Origin of the sequence: Faecalicatena contorta, from assembly GCF_001404335.1 — a bacterium.
Classification (GTDB): Bacteria; Bacillota; Clostridia; order Lachnospirales; family Lachnospiraceae; genus Faecalicatena; species Faecalicatena contortus_B.
The window spans coordinates 46,207-67,986 of sequence record NZ_CYZU01000028.1; the positions used below are offsets into that span (position 1 = coordinate 46,207).

The 21,780-nt window shown below is 48.3% G+C and carries 22 protein-coding genes and 2 tRNA genes; 3 read left to right on the forward strand and 21 right to left on the reverse strand.

Going from position 1 to position 21,780, the window contains the following annotated elements:
* Positions 1 to 69 precede the first annotated feature (69 nt).
* Both ARB69_RS14585 and ARB69_RS14590 read right to left on the reverse strand, forming a co-directional pair.
* On the reverse strand, positions 70 to 699 hold the full coding sequence (locus ARB69_RS14585; protein WP_050642734.1) for a DUF4317 family protein: 630 nt from the start codon (positions 697 to 699) through the stop codon (positions 70 to 72).
* A 51-nt stretch (positions 700 to 750) separates the two neighbouring features.
* The gene (locus ARB69_RS14590; RefSeq protein ID WP_055153921.1) at positions 751 to 1,620 is read right to left on the reverse strand and encodes an aminoglycoside 6-adenylyltransferase; all 870 of its coding nucleotides are present in this window, start codon (positions 1,618 to 1,620) and stop codon (positions 751 to 753) included.
* A 205-nt stretch (positions 1,621 to 1,825) separates the two neighbouring features.
* Here ARB69_RS14590 and ARB69_RS27735 point away from each other — a divergent pair, with 205 nt between their 5' ends.
* Positions 1,826 to 1,921 (forward strand): putative holin-like toxin, encoded by a 96-nt coding sequence (locus ARB69_RS27735; RefSeq protein ID WP_242843882.1) that lies wholly within the window; start codon positions 1,826 to 1,828, stop codon positions 1,919 to 1,921.
* A 409-nt stretch (positions 1,922 to 2,330) separates the two neighbouring features.
* On the opposite strand, the gene ARB69_RS14595 is transcribed toward ARB69_RS27735, so the two are convergent.
* From ARB69_RS14595 to ARB69_RS14635, 9 genes are all read right to left on the reverse strand, one after another.
* Positions 2,331 to 2,404: transfer RNA gene (locus ARB69_RS14595), tRNA-Pro, on the reverse strand.
* Positions 2,405 to 2,467: 63 nt separating this feature from the next.
* Positions 2,468 to 2,538 (reverse strand) — tRNA-Gln (locus ARB69_RS14600).
* Between the two features lie 193 nt (positions 2,539 to 2,731).
* Positions 2,732 to 3,946, reverse strand: coding sequence for an LL-diaminopimelate aminotransferase (locus ARB69_RS14605; RefSeq protein WP_050641670.1), 1,215 nt, complete (start codon positions 3,944 to 3,946; stop codon positions 2,732 to 2,734).
* A 1-nt stretch (position 3,947) separates the two neighbouring features.
* Positions 3,948 to 4,799, reverse strand: coding sequence for a diaminopimelate epimerase (gene dapF / locus ARB69_RS14610; RefSeq protein ID WP_050641671.1), 852 nt, complete (start codon positions 4,797 to 4,799; stop codon positions 3,948 to 3,950).
* Positions 4,800 to 4,823: 24 nt separating this feature from the next.
* Positions 4,824 to 5,372: an ANTAR domain-containing response regulator gene (locus ARB69_RS14615; RefSeq protein ID WP_050641672.1), complete on the reverse strand. Its 549-nt coding sequence runs from the start codon at positions 5,370 to 5,372 to the stop codon at positions 4,824 to 4,826.
* 66 nt (positions 5,373 to 5,438) lie between these two features.
* A complete protein-coding gene (locus ARB69_RS14620) occupies positions 5,439 to 6,770 on the reverse strand; it encodes a glutamine synthetase family protein (protein ID WP_050641673.1) in 1,332 nt (443 codons plus the stop codon).
* 212 nt (positions 6,771 to 6,982) lie between these two features.
* Entirely contained in the window at positions 6,983 to 7,231 is a 249-nt protein-coding gene (locus ARB69_RS14625; protein WP_050641674.1) for an HPr family phosphocarrier protein, read from the reverse strand.
* Between the two features lie 139 nt (positions 7,232 to 7,370).
* A complete protein-coding gene (locus ARB69_RS14630) occupies positions 7,371 to 8,132 on the reverse strand; it encodes a polysaccharide deacetylase family protein (RefSeq protein WP_050641675.1) in 762 nt (253 codons plus the stop codon).
* 78 nt (positions 8,133 to 8,210) lie between these two features.
* Entirely contained in the window at positions 8,211 to 8,795 is a 585-nt protein-coding gene (locus ARB69_RS14635) for a TetR/AcrR family transcriptional regulator (RefSeq protein ID WP_050641676.1), read from the reverse strand.
* A 383-nt stretch (positions 8,796 to 9,178) separates the two neighbouring features.
* Between ARB69_RS14635 and ARB69_RS14640 the strand changes: the two genes are divergently transcribed.
* Positions 9,179 to 10,198, forward strand: a complete 1,020-nt coding sequence (locus ARB69_RS14640; RefSeq protein WP_055153923.1) for an NAD-dependent epimerase/dehydratase family protein — start codon at positions 9,179 to 9,181, stop codon at positions 10,196 to 10,198.
* A gap of 115 nt (positions 10,199 to 10,313) precedes the next feature.
* Positions 10,314 to 11,141 carry a C39 family peptidase gene (locus ARB69_RS14645; RefSeq protein WP_050641678.1) on the forward strand — a complete coding sequence of 276 codons (828 nt, stop codon included), beginning with the start codon at positions 10,314 to 10,316 and terminating at the stop codon, positions 11,139 to 11,141.
* 557 nt (positions 11,142 to 11,698) lie between these two features.
* On the opposite strand, the gene ARB69_RS14655 is transcribed toward ARB69_RS14645, so the two are convergent.
* From ARB69_RS14655 to ARB69_RS14700, 10 genes are all read right to left on the reverse strand, one after another.
* Positions 11,699 to 12,658 (reverse strand): carbohydrate kinase family protein, encoded by a 960-nt coding sequence (locus tag ARB69_RS14655; RefSeq protein WP_050641680.1) that lies wholly within the window; start codon positions 12,656 to 12,658, stop codon positions 11,699 to 11,701.
* Between the two features lie 130 nt (positions 12,659 to 12,788).
* Positions 12,789 to 13,736 carry a GTP-binding protein gene (locus tag ARB69_RS14660; RefSeq protein ID WP_055153927.1) on the reverse strand — a complete coding sequence of 316 codons (948 nt, stop codon included), beginning with the start codon at positions 13,734 to 13,736 and terminating at the stop codon, positions 12,789 to 12,791.
* Between the two features lie 62 nt (positions 13,737 to 13,798).
* Positions 13,799 to 14,986, reverse strand: coding sequence for a CobW family GTP-binding protein (locus ARB69_RS14665; RefSeq protein ID WP_055153929.1), 1,188 nt, complete (start codon positions 14,984 to 14,986; stop codon positions 13,799 to 13,801).
* A 27-nt stretch (positions 14,987 to 15,013) separates the two neighbouring features.
* The gene (locus ARB69_RS14670) at positions 15,014 to 15,772 is read right to left on the reverse strand and encodes an exodeoxyribonuclease III (protein WP_025654873.1); all 759 of its coding nucleotides are present in this window, start codon (positions 15,770 to 15,772) and stop codon (positions 15,014 to 15,016) included.
* 119 nt (positions 15,773 to 15,891) lie between these two features.
* A complete protein-coding gene (truA, locus tag ARB69_RS14675) occupies positions 15,892 to 16,638 on the reverse strand; it encodes a tRNA pseudouridine(38-40) synthase TruA (protein WP_025654872.1) in 747 nt (248 codons plus the stop codon).
* Positions 16,625 to 17,281, reverse strand: a complete 657-nt coding sequence (locus ARB69_RS14680) for an ABC transporter ATP-binding protein (RefSeq protein WP_055153932.1) — start codon at positions 17,279 to 17,281, stop codon at positions 16,625 to 16,627. The genes truA and ARB69_RS14680 overlap by 14 nt, the downstream gene beginning before the upstream one ends.
* Before the next feature lies 1 nt (position 17,282).
* Positions 17,283 to 18,107 carry an ABC transporter ATP-binding protein gene (locus ARB69_RS14685; RefSeq protein WP_055153934.1) on the reverse strand — a complete coding sequence of 275 codons (825 nt, stop codon included), beginning with the start codon at positions 18,105 to 18,107 and terminating at the stop codon, positions 17,283 to 17,285.
* Entirely contained in the window at positions 18,104 to 18,949 is an 846-nt protein-coding gene (locus ARB69_RS14690) for an ABC transporter permease (protein WP_173020115.1), read from the reverse strand. Before ARB69_RS14690 ends, ARB69_RS14685 begins: the two co-directional genes overlap by 4 nt.
* A 4-nt stretch (positions 18,950 to 18,953) precedes the next feature.
* Positions 18,954 to 19,892, reverse strand: coding sequence for an ABC transporter permease (locus ARB69_RS14695; protein WP_050641687.1), 939 nt, complete (start codon positions 19,890 to 19,892; stop codon positions 18,954 to 18,956).
* Between the two features lie 83 nt (positions 19,893 to 19,975).
* The gene (locus tag ARB69_RS14700) at positions 19,976 to 21,520 is read right to left on the reverse strand and encodes an ABC transporter substrate-binding protein (RefSeq protein WP_055153936.1); all 1,545 of its coding nucleotides are present in this window, start codon (positions 21,518 to 21,520) and stop codon (positions 19,976 to 19,978) included.
* Between the last annotated feature and the right edge of the window lie 260 nt (positions 21,521 to 21,780).

Consider the following 21,780-nt stretch of genomic DNA (forward strand, 5'->3'; position numbering starts at 1 on the left):
TCCCCCCTAACATTTTATGATTTTTTTGTGGCACCGGGATCATCTCCTTCCTTCAACAAATTGTATATACTAAAATAATTGTACCCCCAGCAGCTCCAGTATTTCATCATGTGGGGCGTCTGCGTCCGCCTGGAACACATCAATATGATTCAGATCCCCGCATCTGTCTGTGAACGCAGGGAATAAGAAGCCGCACTCCGGATTCCCGGGATTGTATTCCCCAAGAAGCGGGCATACAGCGCAGATAATATATTCAAATACTTCCTCGGACTCCCACAGGCGTTCATGATCAGATGCCTTTGCCGGAATGTCATAGCGGTCATGAAATAGTAGAACAGCGTAATCCGATTTTGCGTGGTATTGTTCCATCACAGTTTCATAAAATGTGTCCAGCAGGGCATCATTTTTCAACCCGCATTCTTTTATTGCCATAAGCATCTGCCACATACTGCCTGGTTTTTGCTGTTCCTGCGGAAATTCATATTTTTTCAGATTTACATTCGTAGGGGAGTAAGGAATTGCCTTCGCCAGCGCCAGCTTATTTGTCCGCTCCGCCGGGGACAGTTTTAAAAAATTTATATTAAAACTTCCGTCGAATATTCCTTCTCTGTCTGCATAGCACCCGGCAATTCTTGTAACCGAATTACGGGCGAGGGTCATACGTCTGGTCAGTTCCAACATGTCTTCTCTGTTTATTATGCTATTTGTGTTTTTTGTTTTTATCATTATTATTCTCGCTTTGATTAGTCACTATATTTCTGTTGAATCCGGGGGCAGGTTTCTTATATGCACCAAGAATGCTCTTGCAGCTTTGCCTTCATCCTGATTATAAACGTAACCGCTATGTTCTGCTACCCAAAGAGCTGTGTTTTCGAAAAGATCACACATTAACATAACAGATTTCCACGCTTCATCAACACGCCCCCCGAAATAGGTATCTAAGTATAGCTGATATTCTTCGCCCGAAAGCCACCGGTACATGTATTTTGCTGATTTTCCCACGCTTACCTGATAATCCGTCATATATCCTATTTTCCAGGACAGCATCTTTTCCAGCTGCTTACGCACAACGTAATTTGCCATATCCTGCACATAAGGAATTTCTTTGCGCCATAACCCCTTTGCTATATTATTACTGCACCACCAGAATTCATTACAGCACGCAGTATATTGTTCTGCTGTGGGTTTTTGTACCCAATACTGCTGATCGGTGGGTTCCCCTATCAGCGGCAGTATACCCTTTTTATCTAATAAGATTTGACACAGCTTGTCTTTTTCAATATTCTGCAGTGCATGTTCTGTTGATTCGACGTGTAAGTCCACGCGGATGCCATCTTTGAACTGCATAAGCCAGCCATAAAAATTTTCCTTATCGTTAGGGTAATCCGGGCTTTCATCCGGATACTGCATGTACATGATATCCCCAAATTGGGTTATCCACAGGAGGTCATTTATGAAATCGGCAGTTTTTTCTACAACATATACGATATCATAGTCCTGAAAGATATCCTTCGGCGCATTTTTATTTGTGCGAGAGCCGTTCATATATACCGCTAATATTCTGTCATCATTGTTTGCTATGTCTAAAAAGAGTTGGTACATTTCCTGTTCGTTTCGCATAGGTATCGTTCGATTTTCCTTTTCCATTTTATTAAAGATGTGTACGGCACGGTCTAAACTATAACCATTGCTCCCAGACAGAACACCCTGACAAAAGCAGTTTCTTGTTTATTGCCGAATCAGTCTGATAATGATATAATCGTTCAAGAGTACCGTGTACAGGGTAGGATCCTCCCAACTTCACAGAAGAGGGGAGGTGGTGCGGATGGACGCTTATGAAGTGTTGTCGTTGCTGTTTTTAGGCGGCGGTTTTCTGCTCGCATTACTTACCTACATAGATAGGCATAATAAGCGAAAATAAAAAATGCCTACCCTGTTCGGCAATAACGGGGTAGGCGCGTCCTTATGTAGGACGTAATCCTAAACTGTGAGGCTCCCACCACTGTGGGCGGTGCTCTCCTTATTTCTAAATATAACACATCTTACATCTGATATCAAGTTTCTATTCCTTAAAAATCCACAAAAGACAATCTATGAAACCTTTCTAAGCCCCAGTCCTAAATATCAACCAAACCATACTTAAAGATAAAACATAAAAAAATACACTATCTCCTATTTTAAATTTTTCTAAATTCTTTCAAAATTATTATCCCCCAGTATCACCTGTCACAAAAAAATTCTTAACAAAATTCTTAATTATCGGTATTTTCATTAAAAAGAAAGAGACCGCAGAAATCTGCAATCCCTTATGTCTCCAGCCTTGTAACCAATCGGAGTGACGTGATTCGAACACGCGACCTCTACGTCCCGAACGTAGCGCTCTACCAAGCTGAGCCACACTCCGATATGTATAAACCTCTGCTTCTCTTAAAGAGAAAATTAAGAATCTGCTTTCGCAGATTCTCAACTACGGATGAAGGACTCGAACCTTCACAAACAGAGTCAGAGTCTGTTGTGCTGCCATTACACCAATCCGCATTATCCTGTCTTGTCCTTGTCAGACGCAACATGGTTATTATAGCAGACTCCCCGGAAAAATCAAGCCCTTTTTGTAATTTCCATCAAAAAGTTTTTTGAGACTCTTTTTTCTGAATATTCTGAATACGGTGTGCAATGGGGTCAGACCCCTCTGAAGAGGGGTCTGACCCCATTGCACTGCCCCCTTACCATTTTACAATGCTTTTATTCTTTCTATTGCCTCCACCGTTTTCTCATGACTGCCGAACGCAGTCAGACGGAAGTATCCTTCTCCGCTTGGACCAAACCCTGATCCCGGTGTTCCGACTACACCTGCCTTCTCAAGCAGATGATCAAAGAAATCCCAGGAGCTCATTCCTTTCGGGGTCTGCAGCCATATATATGGCGCGTTTACTCCCCCGGACACGGTGTATCCGGCATCCTTCAGGCCCTGATATATGACTTTCGCATTGTTCATGTAATATGCGACCTGTTTTTTCAGCTGTTCTTTGCCTGCTTCGGAGTATACGGCTTCCCCGGCACGCTGTACAATGTAAGGTGCTCCGTTGTATTTTGTGCCGTGGCGTCTGGCCCACAGTGAATGCAGGGTTACCCCATCGCATTTTATGTCTTTCGGTATGATCGCCGCTCCGAGACGCACGCCTGTGAAGCCCGCGTTTTTGGAGAAGCTTCTGAGTTCGATTGCACAGGTTCTGGCGCCTTCACATTCATAGATTGTATGTGGGACGTCCTCCTCTGAGATATAAGCCTCATAAGCAGCATCGTAAATGATGACTGCCCCTGCCTTGTTTGCATAGTCTACCCAATCCTGGAGCTGCGCCCTGGTTATCGTTGAACCGGTCGGGTTGTTGGGGAAACACAGATAGATGATATCGGGTGTCTCTTTTGGGAGCTCCGGTGCAAAGTTCGTTTCTGCTGTGCAGGGCATGTAGATCACATCGCTCCATGTCTCTGTCTTCGCATCATAGACGCCTGTCCTGCCGGCCATGACATTGGTGTCTACATAGACCGGATATACGGGGTCACATACAGCGATTTTGTTGTCTGTGCTGAAGATTTCCTGGATATTTCCGGAATCGCATTTTGCACCGTCCGAAATGAAGACTTCATCCGCGGAAATATCGCAGCCGCGGGCCTGATAGTCGTCTTCCGCCATGGCTTTCCGCAGGAATTCATAGCCCAGATCCGGTGCATACCCGTGAAATGTCTCTGCTTTTCCCATCTCATCCACAGCGCTGTGCAGGGATTCGATGATGGCCGGAGCCAATGGCTGTGTGACATCCCCGATGCCAAGGCGTATGATCGTTTTTTCCGGGTGCTCTTCGGTAAAGGCATTCACCTTTTTCGCAATTGTAGAAAATAAATAGCTTCCCGGCAGTTTTAAATAATTGTCGTTTATTTTGAACATGCTAGTTCTCCTTTGCTGATGATTGATTCCATTCCCCGTCAAAAACAACTTCCGCGGGGCCCGTCATATATACGGTATCCTTTTCCCGGTCCCATTTGATCAGCAGGTCGCCTCCCAGCAGCCTGACTGTCACTTCGTCCTCTGTCAGGCCGTTTAAGATACTGGAAACAGCTACTGCGCATGCTCCCGTACCGCAGGCAAGCGTCTCCCCGGAACCCCGTTCCCACACGCGCATGCTGACCGTATGTCTGTCGAGGACAGCCGCAAACTCTGTATTGATCCGTTTGGGGAAACGCTCATGGTGTTCAAATTTGGGACCTGTCTTTTCTATATCCAGATGCTCGATATCCTCCATGTAGACAACCGTATGGGGATTGCCCATAGACACACCCGTCATCTTATATTCTGTTCCGTCTACTATAATCGGTTCATTGATTACCAGCTCTTCCTCTGAGATAATCGGAATCAATGCGGCCTTAAGCTCTGGTTTTCCCATGTCTACCTTCACCTGCACTACTTTTCCGTCCTCCACGGAAAGCTCCAGATATTTGATGCCGCCCAGCGTCTCCACCGATATCGCAGTCTTGTCCGTGAGCCCGTAATCGTAAACATATTTTCCCACGCAGCGGATACCATTTCCGCACATCTCCCCCCTGGAGCCGTCCGCATTGTACATTTCCATCTCAAAATCAGCCACTGCAGACGGATTGATCAGAATCAGACCGTCAGAACCGATTCCAAAATGCCTGTCGCTGACCTGTACGGCCACTTCGGACGGATTTTCTATTTTCTCGGTAAAGCCATTTACATAAACATAATCATTTCCCAGTCCCTGCATCTTTGTAAACTTCATTCTTGTCTCTCCTTTTCGCATCTTCTATTCTGACATGATCGTCAGTACCATCTGCGCAGTCTCCAGCATATTGTTCCCGCTGTCCATGCTGCACTTCTGCAGATAGCGGTGCGCCTCTTCTTCCGTCATATGATTGCGCTCCATCAAAAGCGCTTTTGCCTGCCCTATGAGCGCCCGCTGCCCGGGATCCCTGTTCCTGGCTGCCTCTCTTCTCTTCCTGCGTCTTCTCTGCATGGTCTGCATCATCATTTGCAATGTGTTCAGCAGATCATAGCCTTTGACCGGCGTCGGAAGCCCTATCACGCCCTTCACCAGATCCTGGCTCCACTTATCAGGCGAGGCAATCAGGAGCATTTCGAAGGATTCGGGCAGGCATTCCCTTAGTTCTGAATATAACATATCCTGCATTTTATATCCACAGATCATAATGCCTTCCCCAAAATTATCTGCATATTGAAGCGCCTGGGCCCCGGTGGTACAGATACCGGATATGTCAATGCCGCCCCGTACTAACAGGTTGCGAATATTTGCCGCAGTCTCTTTTTTGGGAAATACTACCACAATACTGCTCATACCCGCTTACACCTCCTGCCCATTTTCATTCCAAGCCACACTGTTTTCGTTCCCCATACAGGACGTTTACATTTTATGAAGATAATTCGCAAGTTCCCAGTCCGTCACCTGCATACAATAATCATGGTATTCCTTTTTATGTGAGGCAATCGTTTTAGCTGTCAGGTCCGCTCCCAGCACTTCACGGATGAGTGCGTCTCCCTCCAGTTCGCGAACCGCCTCCATCAGGTTCCATGGAAGAGCTTCAATATGGAGCTCACGGCGCTGTTCCTCTGACATTGCCTGAATGTCTTCATCCACACTGTCCGGCGGCAGAATCTGATTTTTAATGCCGTCCAGCCCGGCAGCAAGCAGAACTGCCAGTGCCAGGTACGGATTCGCAGAAGGGTCGGGGCTTCTGAGCTCTATCCGCGTCTTCTCCCCGCGGACAGACGGAATGCGGATCAGCGGCCCCCTTGTTCTTGCTGACCAGGATATATATACCGGCGCCTCATATCCCGGCACAAAGCGTTTGTAGGAATTCACAGTCGGGTTCGTGATGCAGGTAATGGCCTTCATATGTTTCAGCAGGCCGCCCATAAAATAATACCCGTCCCGGCTCAGGCCGTTTTTATCATTGCTATCCTGGAATATATTCGTGCCGTCTTTTGAAAGTGACAGGTTCAGATGCATTCCGGATCCATAGGTTTCGGATTTGGGTTTAGGCATAAATGTAGCATGCAGTCCGTGGCGTTTTGCAATGGTCTTCACAACCAGCTTAAATGTCATAATATTATCCGCCGTGGCCAGGGCTTCATCATACCGGAAATCAATTTCATGCTGCGCAGGGGCGATTTCGTGGTGGGATGTCTCAATCTCAAATCCCATTTCCTCCAGGGTAAGCACCATATCCCGCCGCGCATTTTCACCGTAGTCCAGCGGCCCGACATCAAAATAACTTCCTCTTTCATGTGTGATCGTGGTCGGAAGACCGTCATCATCCGTATGAAAAAGGAAAAACTCGCACTCCGGGCCGGCATTCATAGTATATCCCATTTCCCGGGCTTCACGTATGACTTTTTTCAGCACGCAGCGGGGATCACTTTCATAGGGTGTGCCGTCCGGGCGGTATACGTCGCATATGAACCGCGCCACCTTTCCCTGCTGCGGCCTCCAGGGGAAGATCTCAAACGTATTTAAATCAGGATATAAGTACATATCTGATTCTTCTGTCCTGGAAAACCCCTCAATAGATGAGCCGTCAAACATGCACTCGTTATTCAGCACCTTCTCCAGCTGGCTCACCGTAACGGCCATATTTTTCATGGTGCCGTAGATGTCTGTAAACTGAAGGCGGATAAAGCCGACGTCCTCTTCCTCTACCATTTCTAAAATATCTTCTCTCGTGTAATCATTCATAAATTACCCTCCTGACTGTTATCTGACATATTTATATCTTTTATACTTCTCACGTGCTTATTTTGTTTCTGTTTACAGGCTTGCCTGCGGAAAAGTTTTCTGGAATTTAAAAATGGGCGTTCTCTCCCCTGAAGAAAACGCCCTTGTTTCGTCTTATTATAACGACCCTGTGAAAAAATGTCAAACTTTCTTATCCGACTTTTTTCATTTTTTTATTTTATGAATTTGCGTATTTTACTTTTGAGTTTTTCAAACTCTCCGCTGTGTACCTGGAGTTCCATTTCGTCATGCATATTAAGGCTGCAGATTCCTAAAATTGACTTGGCATCCACGGTCATTCTTCCCTGCGCCATATCAAGATCTCCTTTATATTCCTTGATAAGCTGTACAAATTCCTGAATCTCGTTAACAGTTGCAAATCCCACTCTTACTGCGTTCGCTGTTAATATTTCCCCCGCCATGGTTCTTACCTCCTGATTGCTATAGAGTACACCCATCCATTGACATTTGATGGAACCGCTTGTTACGTGGCAATATTTCATCACCAATTCAATATTGTACACTATCTTGTACAAAAAGGAAAGTCCTAATGTTAAATTTTTATCTGCTTTTAATCTGCCTTCCGGATGCATCCATATGATAGTCTTCCTTATAGATCAGCTCCGAAACCGGTACAATCTGGTACCCTTTTTCCTGAAGTCCTGTAATCACCTTTTCCAACGCGTCCGCCGTATACTTTGCGCCATTATGGCAGAGGATAATGGAGCCGTTCTGCAGGGATTTGTTATCCAGAACTGTATCAATGATGTTCTGTTCGCCATAATCCTTCCAGTCCAGACTGTCCACGTCCCACTGAATCGCATAATATCCGCATTTCGCGGCAGTCCGGATCACCGTATCATTGTAATCCCCGTAGGGAGCGCGGAACAGCTGCATATCATAGCCTGTAAGCTTCTTTACCTTGTCGTGCACGCCCATGATTTCCGCTTCCTGTTCCGCCTCGGAAAGCTGGCTCATATTCGGGTGTGTCTCACTGTGGTTTCCCAGGTCATGTCCCGCCGCCAGTATGGCTTTCACATCCTCCGGGTATTTCTCCACCCATCCCCCCGTCGTAAAGAAAGTCGCATGGATCTTGTATTTTGCCAGAATCTCCAGAAGCTTCTGCATAGACTCATTGCCCCATGCGGCATCAAAGGTGAGCGCAGCCTTCTTCTCAGGTGTGTCCACGGAATAGATGGGAAGCTCCCTTCCGCTTACATTACTCGCCACCTTGGCATGACCCGCCATATACTTCACCGAACATCCTAAAATCATAATAACCAGAAACGCACTAAAACTGACCTTGAACAGCCTTTGTCTCATAAAAAACTCCAGAGTATATTTGCTTAAAATAAGTATATGCTGTGTGGGCACAAAAATAGAAGCAAAGGGGTCAGCCCCCTATGCACCTCTCTCCCCCGTTTCCATCCCCTGTACACAGCTCCGGAACATCCGGGCCATGAACTCTGCGATCTCTTCCGGTTCTGCCTCAAATCCGTTCAATGCCCATTTCCGTATAATTCCCTCACAGCCATTTACGATAAATTCATACAGCCACTCCAGCCGTTCCTCTTCCATTCCCGGATACAGCCTTTTCCAGGCGACGAGAGAATCTGCCTTTGCAAAATACATCATCCTGGCAAGAAATTCTTTATCTCCATATTTGCTGAACATAGCTTTGCACAGCTCTTCATTCTCTCTGATTTTTTTTAATATTTCAGCCGGCAGAATTCCTGTAAGATTTTCCTGACCCATATCCCCCGCAAATGAGAGTACCTCCTGATAAAATTCCTCCTCAATCTTGCAGAGAAGGTCATACACGTCCTCATAATGAGCATAAAAAGTGGCCCTGTTGATGTCGGCCTTTTCGCAGATCTCCTTAACTGTGATTTTTCCCAGCGGTTTTTCCTCCAGCAGCTGCAGAAAACTGTGCCTGATCATTTTTCTTGTATACTTGATCCTGCGGTCTAAATTTGAATTTTTCATAAACAATCAACACTTCTTTCGTTTTTGTTGTATTACTTACAGATACACCTAATCTGGTGGTTGCCATTTTCTGATACCTCTATTATATTTAAAATAAGAACAAAAAGCAACGCTGTGTCGTATATCTTTCACCGGATTTACCCAGACGTTACTATTCACGGCCCAGGGGCCGCGCATAATAACGGCATCTGGGCCATTTAAAGTCGCCTGGGGCGAGGGCCCAGATGCCCGGCTCCATTACTTTAATGGCTCGGATGCCGTGCAGCGGGGTGCACGGCCCCGTGAATAGTAACACCCAGACAGCAGAATATTCCTGCCCCTGGCGGTATGTATTTCACGGCTGAACATCAGGGATGTTCCATCATGATCGGGAGGTGTTGATTATGAAAAATACAATATATATCGTTACCGGAGCCGCCGGCCATCTTGGCAGCCATATCGTTTCGGAACTGGTCAGAGAGGGGAATACAGTGCGGGCATTTATACTGCCCTCCGAAGCCGGACTGATCCGTACTTCTTCCCCAAACCTCACCTGGATCACAGGGGACGTCTGCCTCCCGGATACGCTGGAACCTCTTTTTCTGCAGGAAGATTCCGGCCCGGCAGAGGATCTCATCCTGATCCACTGTGCCGGCCTGATCTCCATCTACGGCGGGAAAACACCGGGTGTATACGCCGCCAATGTGGAGGGCACGAAAAATGTGGTGGACGCCTGTATCCGACACCATATCAAACGCCTGGTATATGTAAGCAGCGTCCATGCAATCCCCGAGGCGCCGCAGCATAAGGTTATTTCCGAGATCCGGACCTTTTCCCCCGGACACGTCACGGGATATTACGCAAAGACCAAGGCAGAGGCCACCCAGTATGTTCTGGACAGTGCCGCACGCGGGCTGGATGCAGTCGTCGTACATCCGTCCGGGATTATAGGCCCCGCAGAGCGCCCGGCGGGAAGCCTGATGCATATGATATCCAATTATACGAAAAAGGGCATGCCGGTGGCCGTACACGGCGGGTACGACTTCGTGGACGTAAGAGATGTGGCTTCCGGGGCCATTAAGGCCGCCCAAAAAGGCAGAAGCGGGGAATGCTATATACTCTCCAACCGCTTTATCTCACTGAAAGAATTATTCACAGAAATGTCAAAAGCAGCCGGACAGAAAAAACCCCGTCTCTTCCTGCCAGCCTGGACTGCCAAATGTGCGGCCCCTTTTGCACAGCTCCACTATAAATGCTGGAAGAAAACCCCCGTGTTCACCCCCTATGCCATGTATACCCTGACTTCCAACGGAAACTTTTCACATGAGAAGGCCAGCCGTGAACTTGGATACCACCCCAGGCCTCTGCATCAGACCATCGCTGATATGATACGGCAGCTCCGGGAACATTCCGTCAAAAAATAGAACCGGCTGGGGTGTCAACAGTAAAGAATTGTATTCCGTTTTTTTAGATCCTTCAGAATATAGGACAATCCCTGGTGATTATAATATATATAAGAAGCAAACACAGCGGTGTACAATGGCAGAAAATGGCAGAGACAGCAGATATAGGAGGCAGCGGCTCAGAATCATACTGATCGGAGGCATTGCGGCCGCCAGCATTTTGTATACAAAGGCAGGGCAAAGGGGCACGGCTGCTGCAGGAAATGAAGAAACGGCAATCGAGGAGAGCCGGGCGGGAGAAAGCGATAAGCAGGATCCGTCCGGCTCTTTAGAAACACAGCCAGAGAAAAAGATCCTGCCAGTTCCATTTCTGAGCCAGAACGATTATCCAACGGGCTGTGAGAGCGTGACCGCTGTCATGGCGCTTCAATATGCCGGGGTTGATGTTTCTGTGGATGACTTTATTGACAAGTACCTGAGAATCGGGACTTATTATGAAAAGGACGGCGAGTATTACGGCAACAGCCCCTACTATTATTTTATCGGAGATCCAAGGACCGGCAGTGGATTTGGCTGTTTTGCACCGGTGATTCATGATGCGCTTGCAGCGGCAGCAGGAGCGGACCGGGTGAAAGATCTGACCGGAACGCGCCTTAAGCAGATTACGGAGAAATACATCGGACAGGAGATACCGGTGATCATCTGGGCGACCATTGATATGCAGCCAACCTACGAAGGAAATGGGTGGACCATACTGGAAACGGGGAAGTATTTTACGTGGCCGGCGGAGGAACATTGTCTGCTGCTGGTGGGATGGGATGAGGAGTACTACTATTTTAACGATCCAAACCAGGACGGGGGTGTGACAGGATATGAGAAGGCGGTGGCAGAACAGCGTTATCTCGAGATGGGAAGCCAGGCGCTGGCTGTGCTGCCTGCGGACAGCGGCAGCCCGGAAAAGTAATCCTGCTCTGCGAGCGGAACCTAATGTGGAATTAACTATACCCAAAGGGCACCCCGTAATACCTGCCCCTTCGGGGCAGGTCTGCAGCAGAGCTGCAGAATAAAATATAACTTTCTTTTTCTATGTACCGTTGCTATTCTATAACACCAAACGACTCAATACGCTGCCCCCGTTACGAAGCCACCCCCAGTTGACAACCTTTACTGCCGATTGGATGCACCCAGCAAAATGAAGGGATAGCCGTCAGCCTCCTAAGGGCACACATGCCGTTCCGAATTGCTAAAGCAGGCCTTAGAAATTCTTAGAAGCAGCCAGCCGCGAAAGTGGGGAGCTTTTATGATTCCGAATCATAAAAGCGGATGGCCCAGCGCGAGAAATCATCCGATTTCTCGTGATGTGCCATCCCGTGCCCCACTTTCGCGGCTGGCTGCTTCTTAGAATTTCTTAGGTCTGTGTCCGCAAATCGGAACGGCATGTGTGCCCTTAGGAGGCTGACGGCTATCCCTTCATTTTGCGCCTCCATCCGCCGACAATACGAAAGCTCGCCAACTGCCTCCTTACCGTCCTATTACTTCCAGAACGTCCTCTTTTTCAGGCATAGAACGGATAGCTCCCTTCCGCGTCGTTATCAAAGCTGCCGCAGCATTTGCAAAGGTCATCATCTCACCCAGCTGTTCCTCCGTCAGATCCTCCATACCATGCTCAAGCACATAATTCAGCGAACTTCCGCAGAACGTATCTCCTGCGCCCGTCGTCTCAATCGTATCCATCTTAAACCCGCTTCTCTCTACACGCATGTCTTTATAGTAGGCACGGCTTCCGTCTTTGCCGAGCGTCAGCAGGATCAGCGGAATATGATATTTCTCCTGCAGATACTGGATTCCCTCATCATAATCCTCTTTGCCGGACACGAACTGAATCTCATTGTCAGAGATCTTCAGGATATCGCAGAACTGGAAACCATATTCCATCTGTTCCTTTGCAAGCTCCAGGGAACTCCAGAGCGGCGGGCGCAGATTCGGGTCAAATGAAATCAAAAGCCCGTTCTCTTTCGCGATATCCAGCGCCTTTTTCGTGGCCTCACGGACGCCGTCATGCGTCATGGACAGGGTGCCAAAATGGAACAGCTTTGCTTTCTTTAAAAATTCTGCGTCAATCTCGTCCGCCGTCAGCTTCATATCTGCACCCGGATTGCGGTAGAAAGAAAACTCCCGGTCCCCGTCAGGAAAGGTATGTACAAAAGCAAGCGTCGTATTGACATCCGCATCCATCTTTAAATTAGAAGTATCGATCCCCGCCTCATCCAGCGTATTTTTCAGCAGAACCCCGAACTGGTCCTGCCCCACTTTTCCAAGAAATGCCGTCTTTTTTCCCAGTTTATTCAACATGGCAAGCACATTGCAGGGAGCGCCGCCGGGACATGCTTCGAACATGTTGTTTCCCTGTTCGCTCTCACCATTCATTGTAAAATCAATCAGCAGTTCTCCCATTGCGATTACATCAAATTGCTTTTCCATAGACCTATCTCCTTATTCCTGTATTTGTTATAATTTTAACGCAAATCAAATCTTTCTGCAATCCTTTTATAAAACTCCAGCGTGCATTTCATGTTACTGTGCACGCCCAAAGGGTGTGTACAGTAACCATTTAATTGAAATAAACCAGTTCCTCAATTGCCTCATCGTCCTCTATGTGCTCTGCCTCCAGAACCGGACCAACACCGCCGTATACAGACACTCTTGCGAACCCGATCTTAGCCCGGATCTTCACCCACTGTCCTTTCTTAAGCTTAGGGGCATAGGGGCTTTTACACACATATCCGAGAAATGTCGTATCATCTGCGCAGCAGGTCATTGCCATACGCCCCGGCATGAATACTTTTGACGGAAATCCCTTCGGCTTAAGTACCCGCGCCGTATATTCCACCGTCTTGCCCTTATACCGTTCCGGATGCTCCATCACATCCACATACCAGATCCCGTAGTCTTCCCGGCGCACCTCGATAACCGGGGCGTCCAGATCATAGGGGACATCATCCAGGAAAATATTTTCCACTTCCCCGTTCTCATCCTCGAATATTACTTCCGCCCGGGGACTCACAACCTTGACGCTCCGCCGATACCCAGCCAGAGGCTTTCTGTCCGTGCATCGGTTGAATACCACCATCTCAGAATCCCGCACCATTTCCACAAACAGCGGCTTCAGGTTCGTTAGATACATCTGGAAGGTGCTGGCATCCACAGTTGTCAGCTTCTGCTCAATCCCCCAGCCTTCGGGAAGTTTCATCTGCTCAAAGTCACTGACCTTCCACATCCCGTTATACTCAATCACAACACGCTCCGGATGATACTTACCGTCCATTTCCTCCAGCCATGCTTCCGTCAGGTCTGTCTGTTCCTGTACACGCTCAATTCTCACGTTGTACTCCAGCATTTCCTGCGGATCGTACTCCACCTCGCCCTCCTCGCATAGAATCAGAAGTGTGGTTCCCTCGATCTGGAAATAATCCTGTGAAAGTGTAAACTTTAAAAATTCCGTTTTGCCGCTGTCCAGAAATCCGGTCATCAAATATACCATTACATCAGGTTCGTTCATTTTTTAATCTCTCCAATCTTTACAGCAGCCTGTTCCTTCACAGGCCGCCGTCAGGCTGCTGCTTATTTTATTCCAAACAGATCCGCCAGTTTTTCTTCATTCAGGTTCGAACCGATCACACAGAGTCTGCCGGTATACTCGGCAGCACCGCTGCGCACCTCGTGCTCTTCGGGAACCATATCAAAATAGATCCAGTCATTTTCCCCGGCAACCATCCCCTTTGCCCTCAGAATAACTCCGAATGATTCATCGGATTCGAGAGCCTTCAGAATATGCTCAATTTCCTCTTTTGTGTAGGTCTTAATCGTCTCTCTTCCCCAGCTTGAGAACACATCATCCGCATGATGGTGCCCGTGATCATGGTGATGGTGGTCATGGCCGCAGGAATCTGCATGCTCCTCATGACTGTGCTCATGCTCTTCATGATGATGGCCGCAGCCTTCTCCATGGCTATGCCCATGTTCCTCATGATGATGGCCGCAGCCTTCTCCATGACTATGCCCCTCTTCTTCATGATGGTGCCCGTCCCCTTCATGGCAGCACCCCTGTCCTTCATGGTGATGGTCATGCCCGCATCCGCAGCTCTCACTATGCTTATGATGTCCTCCGCATTCGGGACACATGATCTCCGCCAGCAGTTCTTCCTCCAACGTTTTACTGTGTTCCATTGTCTCCAGCAGCTTATCCCCCGGCAGTTCTGCAATCGGCGTAGTAATAATCGGAGCCTTCTCATTCAATTCCCGAAGGATCTGATAACTCTCCTCCACTTTCTCCGGTTTAGCCTTATCTGTACGGCTCAAAATAATAGCCCCGGCATATTCCACCTGATTGCTGAAAAATTCCCCGAAATTATTTCTGTACAGCCGGCACTTCATAGCATCAACCACGGTCGTAAAACTGTTCAGCTCCGCGTCGATCTCCTCTTGGACATCCTGCACGGCTTTGATCACATCTGAAAGCTTCCCAACGCCGGACGGCTCAATCAGAATACGGTCCGGGTGATAAGTTCCCACCACTTCCTTCAGGGATTTTCCGAAATCACCGACCAGTGAACAGCAGATACATCCCGAATTCATCTCCCGGATCTCAATCCCGGATTCCTTCAGAAAGCCTCCGTCAATCCCGATCTCGCCGAATTCATTTTCAATCAGCACGACCTGTTCACCGCGAAACGCCTCTTTCAGCATCTTCTTGATAAATGTAGTCTTTCCGGCGCCCAAAAAGCCGGATATAATGTCTATTTTCGTCACAATAACTGCCTCCTAATCTCTCAGTGATTACTTTTCGTTCATTTCCAGCATGACAGGGCAGTGATCCGACCCCATAATGTCTGTCAGTATCCCCGCATCTACCAGCCTGTCTTTCAGGCACTCGGACACACAGAAATAGTCGATGCGCCACCCCGCATTCTTCTCGCGGGCACGGAAACGGTAGGACCACCAGGAGTATACCCCCTCCTGCTCCGGATAAAAATACCGGTACGTATCAATAAACCCTGCCTCCAAAAGCTCCGTGAACTTCTGCCGCTCCTCATCCGTAAAACCGGCATTCTTCCGGTTCGTTTTGGGATTCTTCAGATCGATTTCTTTGTGCGCCACATTCATATCGCCCGTCACGACAACCGGTTTCTTCTCTTCCAGCTTTTTCAGCCAGGCGCGGAAGTCGTCTTCCCATTTCATCCGGTAATCCAGGCGTGCAAGCTCATTCTGGGAGTTTGGCGTATAAACCGTAACAAAGTAGAAATCATCATACTCCAGAGTGATCACGCGCCCCTCCTGATCGTGTTCCTCAATTCCGATACCATTTACCACGGAAAGCGGCTCTATCTTTGAAAATACTGCCGTCCCCGAATATCCTTTCTTCACCGCATAGTTCCAGTATTGGTGGTAGCCGTCCAGTTCCAGCTCAAGCTGCCCTTCCTGCATTTTAGTCTCCTGTATGCAGAAGATGTCCGCGTCCGCCTGGCTGAAGAATTCCAGAAACCCTTTCTGCACACATGCACGGATTCCATTCACATTCCACGAAACAAACTTCATATAAACCTCCTTATCTCTTATGGAGCAGACTTATTGTAAATATACAAAAAGCCGAACCACCGGAACAAAGAACTCTCTCCTTCCCCGTAATCCGACTCCATCCAAATTAATACACATTTTTATCTGCCCTTGTTATAGTAAACTTCCTTCAGAAACAGTCCCCTGGCCGGAGCCAGAAATCCCGCATACTCCCGGTTTCCCGCTTCCAGCGCCGCGGCAGCCTCCTCGGGTCTTTTCTCACCCGTGCCAACCTCCAGCAGCGTTCCTGTTAAAATACGGACCATATGGTATAAAAAGCCTGTCCCATAATATTCCATCCTTATTTTGGTGTCCTGTTTCTCAATGATTATATCATAAATTGTCCGTATTGTGGTTATTTCATCTTTTTTATCTGTAAATCCCGCAAAATCATGGGTGCCGATCAGGTACCCCGCAGCTTCCTCCATTGCTGGAATATTCAGCTCATACGGATAATGAAAACAGTATTTTCTGGTAAAAACATCAGGTTTTTCCCTGGTATCAATAAAATATTCATAACGTTTCCCTTTCGCGTTGAACCGCGCATGGAACCCGTTTTTTACGAGCGTCATCTCCTTCACACGGATATCCTCGGGCAGCGCTTCGTTCAGACTCGCGCAGAATCCAGTTTCTTCCACTTTGCCGGGCAGCACCATACTGGCGGTCTGCCCTTTCGCATGCACGCCCCCGTCGGTTCTGCCGGAACCGTTAATCTCCGTTTCACGTCCTGTGACCTCAGAGACTGCCCTTTCCAGAATTCCCTGAATGGTTCTCTCCGTGCTTTTCTGCCTCTGCCAGCCCTGGTACCGGCTGCCGTCATATACTACCGTCAATTTATATGTCCGCATATTCCTCCACTTTCCGGTCTTTTAAAAAGAGCACCCTGCTGCACAGCATGCTGACCACATCCAAATCATGAGATACAAACAAGTAACATATCTTTTCTTTTTTCTGCAGTTCTTTCAACAGCTCTATGATCTGCGCCTGTACCGTCACGTCCAGCGCAGACAGAGGCTCATCGGCAAGAATGAATCTGGTTCCGGTAATGAGTGCCAGCGCAATGCTTACCCGCTGGCGCTGCCCTCCGCTCAATTCCCGCGGATAGCGCCGGTAAAACTCCTGCGGAAGGTGCACCTGCATCAGTATTTCCTCCGCCCTTTTTCTGCGCTCTTCTTTGGTATATCCCCCTCTGCATTTAAGCGGCTCTTCCAGAATCCAGCCGATGGTCTTCTTCGGATTCAGGGAACCAAACGGATCCTGAAATATCATCTGGGGGTGTTCGGTATAATGAATGATCTCGCCCTCGTATTCCCTGAGCAGTCCCAGAACACATTTGCACAATGTAGACTTGCCGCTGCCGCTTTCGCCGACCAGTCCGACAAGCTCTCCTTCATACAGTGTAAATGTTATGTCTTCCAGTACCTGTTTTTTTCGTTTTCCTTCTTTATAAAATGCATTTACAGCTTTCAGCTCCAGTACCTTCTCCGCCATTTCACTCACCTGCCTTTGCTCTCAGGAGTTTATAAAAAGCAGTGCTCTTTGTCCTGCCCGGAATCGCTGCAACCAGTTCTTTTGTATAAGGCGTTCCGGGATGTTCAAAGATATCTCCGGCTGCCCCCTCCTCCACGATCACCCCGTCTTTCATGACCAGCACACGGCGGCACAGCTCGTTGACCACCCGGAGATTATGTGAGATGAACAGGATCCCCATATGATATTTCTGATTCAGCTTTTTCAGCAATTTTAAAATGCTGTCCTGTGTCCCCACATCCAGCGCCGTTGTCGGCTCATCCGCGATCAGCACCCTGGGCCTGCATACAATAGCAGCTGCAATCATAACCCTCTGCCGCATGCCCCCGGACAGTTCGTGGGGATACTTCCCGTACAGGGCCTCCGGATCTTCCAGCTCCACATCCTGAAGCGCCCGCACCGCCTTTTGCCTGCGTTCTTCCTTTGAAAGCTTCGTATGCAGCACAAGCGCTTCCTCCACTTGTCTGCCGATCTTCATCGTAGGATTCAGGGCTGTCATCGGCTCCTGGAATATCATGCTGATGTCCCTGCCCTGGATGTCTCTCATCTGTCTTGGAGACAGCTTCAGCAGATCTGTATCATCCAGAAAAATACTGCCGCAATCCAGTACTGCCTGCTCCTTCAAAAGCCCCGCAATTGTCAGCGCTGTCATGGTTTTTCCGGACCCGGATTCTCCGACGATCCCGAGGATTTCACCATCCTGGAGGCAGAAAGAAATGCCCCGCACAACCTCCTGCGTTTCACCGCCCTCTCCAAAATGGATGGACAAGTTCTCTACTCTCATCATGATCTTCCACCTCCGAACCTGTCCAGAATCCCTTCTCCGAGCATTCCTGCCCCCAGCACTATAAGTACCAGGAACAGCCCGGGAAATACCGCGCACCACGGTCCGCTTGCCAGATACGTCTGGGATTCCGACAACATTCTTCCCAGGCTGGCATCCGGCGGCTGCACGCCGATTCCCAGATAGCTTAAGCCCGCTTCCGCAAGCACTGCGTTATTAAATCCGATCGTCAGTGCAGAAAGCAGCGCCGGCAGAATATTCGGAAGGATGTGCACAAATAGGATTCTCGGGGCAGATACCCCGATCAGCCTGGCGCTGGTTACATAGTCCGCCTCCCGGCAGCGCATGAATTCTCCCCGCACAATTCTGGCAAAGCTGGGGATAAATGCAATTCCAAGAGCCAGCATAACCTTATATTTCCCGGTTCCCCACACGGTAATGATGACCAGTGCAAGCAGCACGCTTGGAAAAGCCGCCACGGCATCATTAACCCGCATCAGCCCCTCGTCCAGCCAGCCCCCGAAATACCCGGTTACCGCTCCCACGATAATCCCGATCCCGCCGCCGATCAATATCGTGCCGGCTGCAATCAAAAAAGTACTGCCTGCTCCCGCAAGTACTCGGCTGAATATGTCACGGCCAAACTGATCTGTTCCGAAAATGTGCAAAAGCGACGGCGCATTCAGTTTCACGGACCCCTGCATAGCTTCTGTATCATAAGGGGTCCAGAAAAAGCCGAGCACAATCAGGGCTGCCATGATGATGGTAAGCACTATGCCAAATGTAAAGTTATATCCAGTTTTTCCCATTTTCCCATTTTTTATTCGCTGCTTCTTCACTTTCATACCCCTAAATCTCAATCCGTTTATCCAGTTTCCGGTACAGCAGATCCACAATCACATTGACCACCAGTATAATAACTGCTATCAGGACAATCACCGCTTCCACCACCGGATAGTCCCGCGATGAAATTGAGGAAATCAGAGTCCGGCCAAGCCCCGGTATCCCAAAGACCTGCTCGATCACAATGCTGTTGGCTATCATATCTGCAATTGCCATCCCCAGAAACGTAACAACGGGAAGTATCCCGTTACGGAACGCATGCCTGACCAGCATTCTCCACGGACTGTTGCCCCGGCTCATGGCTGTACGTATATAGTCCTTGTGCATTTCCTCCAACAGAGAATTCCTCAGCATCTTGGTTGTCATTGCCGCCTTTGGAAGCGCTATTGCAATGGACGGCAGAACCAGATAACCCAGAAAGCCGCCCACACTCTCCGTATAAGGCACATATCCCCCAGGTGTAAAGAGCCGAAACGTAAGCCCGAATAATACAGTAAAGATAATGCCAACAAAAAATGGCGGAACCGACATGGTAATCTGATTTAAAACCAAAAACAGCCTGTCCGCAAATTTATTCGCATATCTCACACTCAGCAGGCTGACCGGTATGGAAAACAACAGGATAAAGACAAATGCCATCGAAGTCATTGCTGCCGTAATGGGTACTTTATCCCCAATCATTTCTCTGACCGGAACCTGGTAAGAATAAGACGTTCCCATATCTCCTGTGACAAAATCCTTCACCCACTGTCCATAACGCTGCGGCAGGGGACGGTTCAGTCCCATCTCCTCCCGCAGAGCCTGGACTTTGCTCTCCGTAGCTTCCGTACCCAGAATCGACCTGGCCGGATCCCCGGGAATTACTTCAAACGCGAGGAAGGCAAGTACGCTGACAATTAATAATGCGATTATAAGACCTGCTATTTTTTTTAAAACAAATTTCATACTTACCTCCCCGGAGCTTAAAAGACTTTCATCCTATTATGCCCCATTTGCATCTGAATGTGTATTTTCCGTAACAATTCTATCTATTCCACCATATAAATTGACGCCATATCCTGCACATACAGCGGATAGAATGTATATCCGTCGTATTTATCACTGATGGCCACAAGATTAGCCAGATCCTGGATATATACATTGGCAGCCTTCTCAGCCAGAATCCCCTCCAGCTCCTTATAAAGCGCCGTCTGTTTTTCTTCCTCAACGGCAGAGATGGCTTCTTTGAATTTGCTGTCATACTCCGCATCCTTAAAGTTAATGAAGTTGCCGCTGTTGTCGGATGTAAATCTTTCCAACATCGCGCGGGCGGACAGATTGGATGCGTCGACCCCCACTACGGTGGACTGGAAATCGCGGTTTGCATAGACATCTTCCAGCCATGCCTCCCACTCAATCGGCTTAATCGTCACATTGACACCGATGTTCTTCAATTCTTCCGCAATAATCTGAGCCGTATCTACATGCGGCTGGTCCGCAGAGCTGACGGTAATCTCCAGATCAAATCCATCCGGATATCCCGCCTCTTTGAGCAGTTCTTTTGCCTTCTCATAATCCTGCTCATAATAGTGCGCGTATTCTTCATCATAATACTTCTTCAATCCGGGATACATGCTCGTACCGATGCGCACGCCTTTTCCGTCGGCCATCATATCCATGATTTCATCCGGATTAACAGCATAACACAGCGCCTGCCTCACCTTCTCATTGTCCAGGGGTTTGGCATCGTTATTCAGATACAGCGCCTGCACCAGGTTCATGGTGCCCTCTTCTATATGAAAACCATCCGTCAGCTCCGCCGCCTGGCTGGAAGTCAGACGCATTGCCATGTCAATAGAACCGCCCTTGAGATTTGTCACCAGCATGTCCGCATCCGCCACAATCTTAAACTCCACCTTGTCCAGATGCGCCTTCTCTCCCCAGTAATCCTCATTTTTCTCCAGAACCACATTTTCCTGAGGGCTGCGTGACACATACTTAAACGGCCCCGTTCCCACCGGAGCTGTCTCCAGGGCATCATAATCCTTCGGGATCACCGCAGTCGTCATATAGGCAAGAAATTCCGTATTCGGTTCGTTGAGGCGGATTTCCACGGTCTTATCATCCAGAATATTCACACTCTCTATAATAGAATACGCCGATACCAATGGATCACCATTTGACGTATCAGCGCATCTGTCTATCGAATATTTTACATCTTCCGCCGTCACGTCATTCCCATTATGGAACTTCACCCCATCACGCAAAGTAAATGTATACACCTTTGCATCATCCGAAATTGCATAATCGCTCGCCACGGCCTCAATTAAATTACCATCTTTGTCCGGCTTAACCAAGCCTTCATAAATGTTAAATAAAACCTCTTTTGTTCCTGCCGCAACTGCTTTATGTGGGTCAAGACTGTCTAAATCCTGGGATATACCTACCTTGATACTCCCGCCCTCGACTGGGTTTCCTGAAAGTTTATTCTCCGTCGTTGACTTCTGCTTCTCCTTGTCACCTGAACATCCGCTCAGTGCAACAGTTACAGCCATAGTGAGCACTAAAAGAATCCCTGTTACTCTTCTCTTCATGTTTGTCTCCTTCTTCAAATAACCTTCATTATTAAATTGTCGACTTAATTGTAAAGGATTTGGGGCAATTTGGCAAGCCTTTAAATCGGGATTTAGTTGGCTAGTTTTAGACTTGTCGACGGATGGGGACGCTTCATGACAGGGAGGCCGGGGAGGCGCTGGGGCTATATATGCCGTTGCGATATGCACCCGTGCTGCTAAGTGTTTCTAGAACAGCCGCTGCCGGCTAGGCGGGTACGCTGAACACATCACGGGAAATC